The following is a 6,562-nucleotide window of genomic DNA, read 5'->3' as shown; positions in this document are numbered from 1 at the left end:
GTCCGCAGGCCGAAGCGGTCGCTGAGGTCGACGACCGCCGCCACGACGTGCCGGCTCGCGTCGTTGGCCAGCAGGTCCCGCACGAAGTCGATGTCGATCTTCAGGTAGCTGACGGGGAGGTGCTTGAGGTAGCTGAAGCCCGAGTAGCCGGTACCGAAGTCGTCCAGTGCCACCTTGGCCCCCATCTCCCGGACCCCGGCGATGAACTGCCCCGCCGAGCGCTCGTCCTCGAGGATCCCGGTCTCGGTGAGCTCGAACACCAGCAGGGCCGGGTCCACCCGCCGCACGGCGATCTCCGCCGAGATCGTGTCCAGCAGGCCGGGGTCGCTGAGCGAGGATGCCGAGAGGTTGAGCTCGACGGGCAGCCCGCGAGCGGCGAGTCCGACCGCCTGCGTGATGACCCACCGGTCCACCTCGCGGATCAGGCCGAAGCTCTCGGCGGCCGGCAGGAACGCCCCCGGCGCGATCAGCTCCCCGTCGCCCCCGATCATCCGGATCAGCAGCTCGTGCTGGACCGTCTCGCCGGAGCGCACGTCGATGATCGGCTGGGCGTGCAGAACCATGCGGCCCTCGTCGAGCGCGTCTCGCACGGTGCCGATGAGCGCCGCCCACTCCACGCGGGCCAGGAGATCCCGCTCGCGCTCCTTGCGCTCGGAGATGTCGGAGAACACCACGACCTGGCCGGACACCCCGGCCTCGGTCACGAACGGGGAGGACGTGAACTCGACGTCCAGGGTGGTCCCGTCCCGCCGGGTGAAGCTCGTCTCGTGCTTCCGGAGGTGCTCGGCCTGGTACGCCGCCTCCCCCATGATCCTGGTGACCTGGTCCCCTTCCTCGCAGCCGAGCATCCGCGCCGCGGCCCGGTTCACGAAGGTGACCCGGCCGGCGGGGTCGTGGGTCAGGAGCCCCTCGCCCATGTCGCGCGCCACCGCCCGCAGGAAGTCGCGGACGCCGCGCAGTTGGCGCTCGGCATCCACGCGCGCGGTCAGGTCGAAGGCGATGACGACGATGCCCAGCGGCTGTGCCGCGTCGTCGTCGACCCGGATCCCGTAGAGCGCCACGTGGACGGTGGACCCGTCGGGGCGCACGACCTCCCGCTCCGTGCTGACGTGCCCGACCGCGTCCAGGTGGTCGAGCAGGCTCAGCCCGCCGCTCGGCACCGTGAGCATCTCGACCCAGCGCCCTCCGCGCATGCCCTCGGCCGGATAGCCGAAGACCCGCTCGGCGGCCGGGTTCCACTCCCCCACGACCCCGTCGGGGCGCATCGCGACGACGGGGGTGGCCAGTTCTCGCAGGAGCCGCGACCGGATGTGCAGATCCTGTTCGGCCCGGTGGCGGTCGGTGATGTTCTCGTGGGTGAGGACGGCGCGCGCGTCCCCGGCATCGCACGGCGTCGACACCAGGCGGAACCAGCGCTCGACGCCGCCTCCGTGGCACGGGTACTCGACGCTCCACGGCGCCGTGTCACCGGCGAGCTGCCCGCGGAGGCGGGCGGCCACCTCGGCCGCGGGGTGGGCGTCCCCGGCCCGGTCGCAGACGTCCAGGTAGTTGGCCCCGACCCCGAGCCCGCGGGTGAAGCGCGCGTTCTGGTGGCCGAACCGCTCCCATGCCCGGTTGACCTGCACGATCCAGCCGTCCTTGTCCACGACGGCGACATGCGCGGCGAGCCCGTCGATCGCCGATCGCAGAATGACCTGGCCCTGGTCTTGCACAGCGCCAGGGTCGCCGTCGGACCCATGCGCACGTTCCATGTGGAACCCAGCCTTGCAGCTTTTCCGCCCGCCGTGGGGGCGCGACGGGTGGATCGGGACCGGTGCTCTCCTCTACGATCGGACGACGATGGTCGACGGGCTTCTCCGCGGCGCCCCAGACGTGCTCTTGCGACAGCTCTCGCAGGTCCTGCCCGACCGTCCCTTCGCGATCGAGCTGTGGGACGGCTCGCGCCTGGCCCCCACGACCGCCGTGACCGGTGACGGCGCCCCACCGACGTTCGCCGTCCGGGACCGTGCGGCGCTGGCCCACGTCCTCCGCGCACCCGGGCAGCTCGGCATCGGCCGCGCGTACGTCAGCGGCATGCTGGAGGTCGACGACCTCGACGGGGTCATCGACGTGCTCGAGCACTGGAAGCCTCCCGCGCTGGACCGCCCGACGCAGGCCCGGCTCGCGCTGGCGGCGGCTCGCGCCATGGGACTGGTCCGCCCGCCTGCTCCGCCCGCAGCGGAACTGCGACCGCGCGGGCGCCGCCACTCGGCCGAGCGCGACGCCCGGTCCGTGCGGCACCACTACGACGTGTCCAACGACTTCTTCGCGCTGTTCCTCGACGCGTCGATGACCTACTCCTGCGCGGTGTTCCCCACGGGCGAGGAGTCCCTCGAGGACGCGCAGGACGTCAAGCGGGAGCTGATCTGCACCAAGCTCGCGCTGCAGCCCGGCGAGCGCGTGCTCGACGTCGGCTGCGGCTGGGGCAGCTTCGCGGTCCACGCCGCGCAGCGCCACGACGTGGACGTGGTGGGGATCACGCTCTCCGAGCCGCAGGCGCGAATCGCCCGCGAGCGGGCCGCGGCGGCCGGCGTCGGCGAGCGCGTCGACATCCGCGTCATGGACTACCGGGCGATCACCGACGGGCCGTTCGACGCGATCGCGTCGATCGGGATGGTGGAGCACGTCGGGAGCGTGCAGATCGACGACTACGCCTCACGGCTGCTGCGCCTGCTGCGACCCGGGGGCCGGCTCCTGAACCACGGCATCGCCAGGCTGCGCCCCGACGATCCCGAGGCCGGGCCGTTCTCCGAGCGCTACGTCTTCCCGGACGCCGCGCCGCTGCACCTGTCGCGCATCCAGGCGGCACTCGAACGGGCCGGGTTCGAGACGCATCACGTGGAGGACTTCCGCCACCACTACGACCGGACGCTCACGCACTGGATCGCCCGCCTCGACGCCAACCTGGACGAGGCGATCCGGCTCGCGGGTCCCGAACGCGTGCGCGTGTGGCGCCTGTACCTGCGGGCGGCACGCAACGGCTTCCGCACGGGCTTCACCTCGCTCTTCCAGGTGCGCGCATCCCGCCCGGACGCGGCGGAGCGCCCGGGTACCGCGCCCTGAGACGGTCCGATCCGCGCCGAACCGGGAATAGTGGAGGCATGACCGACCCGAAGCGTCCGCCCCTCAGCCCGACGGCCCGCGTCCTGCTGGCGATCGCCGGCGTCGCGTGCGCGGTCGGCGTCGTGCTGTTCATCGTCACCAGCGGCACCGGTGACATCCTCGGCGTCGGCGCCATGGGCGTCGGCGCGACCCTCGTCGTGTCCGTGGTGTTCCTGATGATCGGCGAGGCCGAGGATCGGGACCGGCAGCGCCGCCCGCACGGTTGACCGCGCCCAGCGCGAGCCCGGGCTCGTGATCAGCTCACGGCCGCGTCCCGCAGCCAGCCCCACGCGACGCCCTGATCGACGACCTCGACCTCGAGCTTCTGCGCCTTGGCCGTCTTCGACGCACCCACGTCGTTGCCGGTGATCAGGTAGGTCGTCGACGCCGACACCGACGTCGCGCTCGTCGCCCCGGCCTGCTCCAGCAGACGGACGAACGCGGGCCGCGCGACCTTCTCCCCCGTTTCCGGGTGGACGATCGCCCCGGTCACGACCACCGTCGCGCCCTTCAGCGGCGTATCGGCCGCCTCGGCGACGTCCACGGGCCGGTCCTCGTCGAGCACGTCGAGGTTGACGCCCCGCTCGCGCAGCAGCGCGACCATCTCCCGCACCTCGGGTCGGGAGAAGTACTCGACGATCGACGCGGCGACGACCGGTCCGATGTCCTTGACCTCGGCCAGCTGCTCCTCGGTCGCGGCGGCGATCTCCTCGACGGACCCGAACCCGGCCTGGCACAGGCGCTTGGCGTTGCCCTCCCGGGTGTGCCGGATGCCGAAGCCGATGATCGCGCGTCGCAGGCCCATGCCCCGAGAGCGATCGATGGACTCCACGAACCGCCGCGAGCTGATGTCCCCCATCCCGTCGTAGGCCAGGAGATCCTCCTGGGTCAGCGTGTAGAAGTCCGCCGGCGAGCGCAGCTTGCCGTCGTCGTACAGGCGCGCGATCCACGTCGCCCCGACCGCCTCCATGTCCGCGGCGGCGCGGCCCGCCCACCACTGCAGCCGCCGCAGCGTCTGCGCCGGGCAGTCGAGGTTCGGGCAGAACAGCTCGCGCGAGTTGCCGCGCTCCTCCAGCTCGGTGTCGCAGGACGGGCAGCGGGTAGGGATCTCGGCGTCGCGGACGTCGTCGGGCTGGGGACCGGGCGCGGGACCGCTGACGAACGGGATGACGTCGCCGGCCCGCTTGACCATCACGCGCATCCCGACCTTCACCCCGCGCGCCCGGACGACCTCCTGGTTGGCGAGCGTCGCGCTGGACACGGTCGTCCCGCCGACGAACACGGGCTCCAGGACGGCACGGGGCACCACCTTGCCGCCGGGGCCGACCTCCCAGCTGATGTCCCGCAGGATCGTCTCGCGCTCCTCGGACTGCAGCTTGACCGCCACCGCGCCCCGGGGCGTGCTGGAGCGGAACCCCGCGGCCAGGAAGGCACGCGCCGAGTCGAGCTGCACGACCACGCCGTCGATGTCGAAGTCGTTGTCGGCCCGCGTGGCCTCGATCTCGGCGATCCGCTCCAGCACGGCGTCGGCGCCCACCACCACGACGACGTCCGGGACGTGCAGGCCGTGCGCCCGGAGGTCGTCGAGCGCGAGGTCGGCGCCGTCCACGTCGAAGGCGTACAGGCGCAGCACGCGGCCGGCCTCCGCCGCCACCCGCGGGTCCTTCTGCAGCAGGGTGCCCGCGCAGGCGTTGCGCGGGTTGGCCAGCGGCTTCTCGGGGTGCGACTCGTTGTAGGCGTGGAACACCGACCGCAGCATCACCGCCTCGCCGCGCACCTCCACGCGTCCGGGCACGCCCTCGAGCGCGTGCGGGAGCTCGGGTAGCACGTGGCGGGCCGCCGCGGTCACCTCCTCGCCGGTCGTGCCGTCACCGCGCGTGGCGACCCACGCGATCTCCCCGTCCTCGTAGACGATCGACAGCGAGACGCCGTCGAGCTTCGGCGTCACCCGCAGGGGCTGGTCCGGGAACCGCTCCGCGAACTCCCGGACCCCGTCCTCGCGCTCCCCGGGGTTGACCTTGGCCAGCGAGAGCATCGGCCGGGCGTGCCGGATCGCCCGGCGCGTGCTCGGGCGCGCGCCCACCTGCTCCAGCGGGTTGTCCTGCGGGGTGAGCTCGGGATGCTCGGCGAGGAGCTCCCGCAGCTCGTCCTCCCGCTCGTCGAAGGTCGCGTCGTCGACCGTCGGCTCTCCGGCGTAGTACTGCTCCTTCCAGCGGCGCAGGTCGGCGGCCAGCGCCTCGACGCGCTCGGCGGGGGTCTCGTCGGCCATGCTGCGCACCGTAGCGACGGCGGACGACGCGCCACCGGCCGCCCGGATCGATCAGCGCTCGAGCATCGTTTCCGCGACTCCCGGGCGTCCGAAGTAGTACCCCTGGGCGTAGCGGACCCCGAGCTCGCGCAGCACGTCGGCGGCCTCGGCGCTCTCGACGTGCTCGGCCACAAGGTCCTTGCCGAAGCCCCTCGCCACCCGCTGCACCGCCTCCACGACCAGGCGGTCGGCGGAGTCCCGCCCGAGACGGCGCACGAACTCGCCGTCGATCTTCACGAGGTCGATCGGCAGGGTCTTGAGGTGGTAGAAGCTCGCGAAGCCCGAGCCGAAGTCGTCGAGCGCGAGGCGGCATCCCATGCGCTGCAGGCGCGTAGCGAGGCGACGCGCCTCCTCCATGTTCGCGATCGCCTCGGTCTCGGTGATCTCGAACACGAGCTGCCCCGGCCGGCACGTGGTGCCCGCGATGCGGGCCTCGATCCAGTCGCCGAGCGTGGGGTCGGTGATGGACGTGCCGGAGAGGTTGACGGTGAGGGCGCGTGTGGGATGGCGGATGGCGAGATCGACGGCGAGATCGATCACGTGCCGGTCCAGCCGTGGCGCGTACCCGAACCGCTCGGCGATGGGCAGGAACTCGGCCGGCTCGTAGACCGTTCCGTCGTCCCCGTGGAGCCGCATCAGCACCTCGTGGTAGGCGACGTCGCCGGTGGACAGGTCCACGATCGGTTGCGCGTGCAGGGAGATGCCGTCCTGCTCGAGGGCCTGGTGCAGCCGCTGGGACCATCGCAGCCCGTCGGTCATGTGGCGGCGCTGTGAGCCCTCGTGCTCGTAGTGCACCGCCCGGTTGCGACCCTGCTCCTTGGCGTCGTACATCGCGACGTCGGCGGCGACCATGGCCTCGTCGACCGACCGGATCTCCGGGTCGATGACGGTCACGCCGGCCGACAGCGTGATGAAGACCGGGGTCCCCTCGATCGTGAGGGGCGTGGTCGCAACGGCCTGACAGAGCTCCTGGGCGATCGTCTGGGCGGCCGTCGCGTCGACGTGGTCCAGCAGCACGGCGAACTCGTCGCCGCCGAGGCGGGCCAGGGCATCCGTCTCCCGCAGCCGGTTGCGCAGCGTGGCCGCGACGTGGACGATCAGGTCGTCCCCCGC

At 72.5% G+C, this 6,562-nt stretch carries 5 protein-coding genes; 2 read left to right on the top strand and 3 right to left on the bottom strand.

What is annotated here, in order from left to right; translation table 11 throughout:
• Window positions 1–1,712: EAL domain-containing protein (locus ABYE80_RS15425; RefSeq protein ID WP_372791182.1), on the bottom strand; the 1,712-nt coding region annotated here is incomplete at its 3' end.
• A 127-nt stretch (window positions 1,713–1,839) separates the two neighbouring features.
• On the opposite strand from ABYE80_RS15425, the gene ABYE80_RS15420 reads away from it, so the two are divergent.
• The gene (locus tag ABYE80_RS15420) at window positions 1,840–3,102 is read left to right on the top strand and encodes a class I SAM-dependent methyltransferase (protein ID WP_372791181.1); all 1,263 of its coding nucleotides are present in this window, start codon (window positions 1,840–1,842) and stop codon (window positions 3,100–3,102) included.
• 38 nt (window positions 3,103–3,140) lie between these two features.
• Entirely contained in the window at window positions 3,141–3,368 is a 228-nt protein-coding gene (locus ABYE80_RS15415; RefSeq protein ID WP_372791180.1) for a hypothetical protein, read from the top strand.
• 29 nt (window positions 3,369–3,397) lie between these two features.
• Here ABYE80_RS15415 and ligA read toward each other — a convergent pair whose 3' ends face one another.
• Both ligA and ABYE80_RS15405 read right to left on the bottom strand, forming a co-directional pair.
• Complete coding sequence (gene ligA / locus ABYE80_RS15410; protein ID WP_372791179.1) at window positions 3,398–5,410, bottom strand: NAD-dependent DNA ligase LigA; 2,013 nt, start codon at window positions 5,408–5,410, stop codon at window positions 3,398–3,400.
• Between the two features lie 51 nt (window positions 5,411–5,461).
• On the bottom strand, window positions 5,462–6,562 hold a 1,101-nt coding region (locus tag ABYE80_RS15405), incomplete at its 5' end, for a putative bifunctional diguanylate cyclase/phosphodiesterase (protein WP_372791178.1).

This window comes from Paraconexibacter sp. (genome assembly GCF_041602235.1).
Taxonomy (GTDB): domain Bacteria; phylum Actinomycetota; class Thermoleophilia; order Solirubrobacterales; family Solirubrobacteraceae; genus Paraconexibacter.
This window is presented reverse-complemented; position numbering and strand designations above follow the sequence as displayed.

Coding starts and splice junctions, on each gene's coding strand:
- ABYE80_RS15420 (WP_372791181.1), top strand. CDS start 1,840: ATGGTCGACGGGCTTCTCCGCGGCGCCCCAGACGTGCTCTTGCGACAG.
- ABYE80_RS15415 (WP_372791180.1), top strand. CDS start 3,141: ATGACCGACCCGAAGCGTCCGCCCCTCAGCCCGACGGCCCGCGTCCTG.
- ligA (WP_372791179.1), bottom strand. CDS start 5,410: ATGGCCGACGAGACCCCCGCCGAGCGCGTCGAGGCGCTGGCCGCCGAC.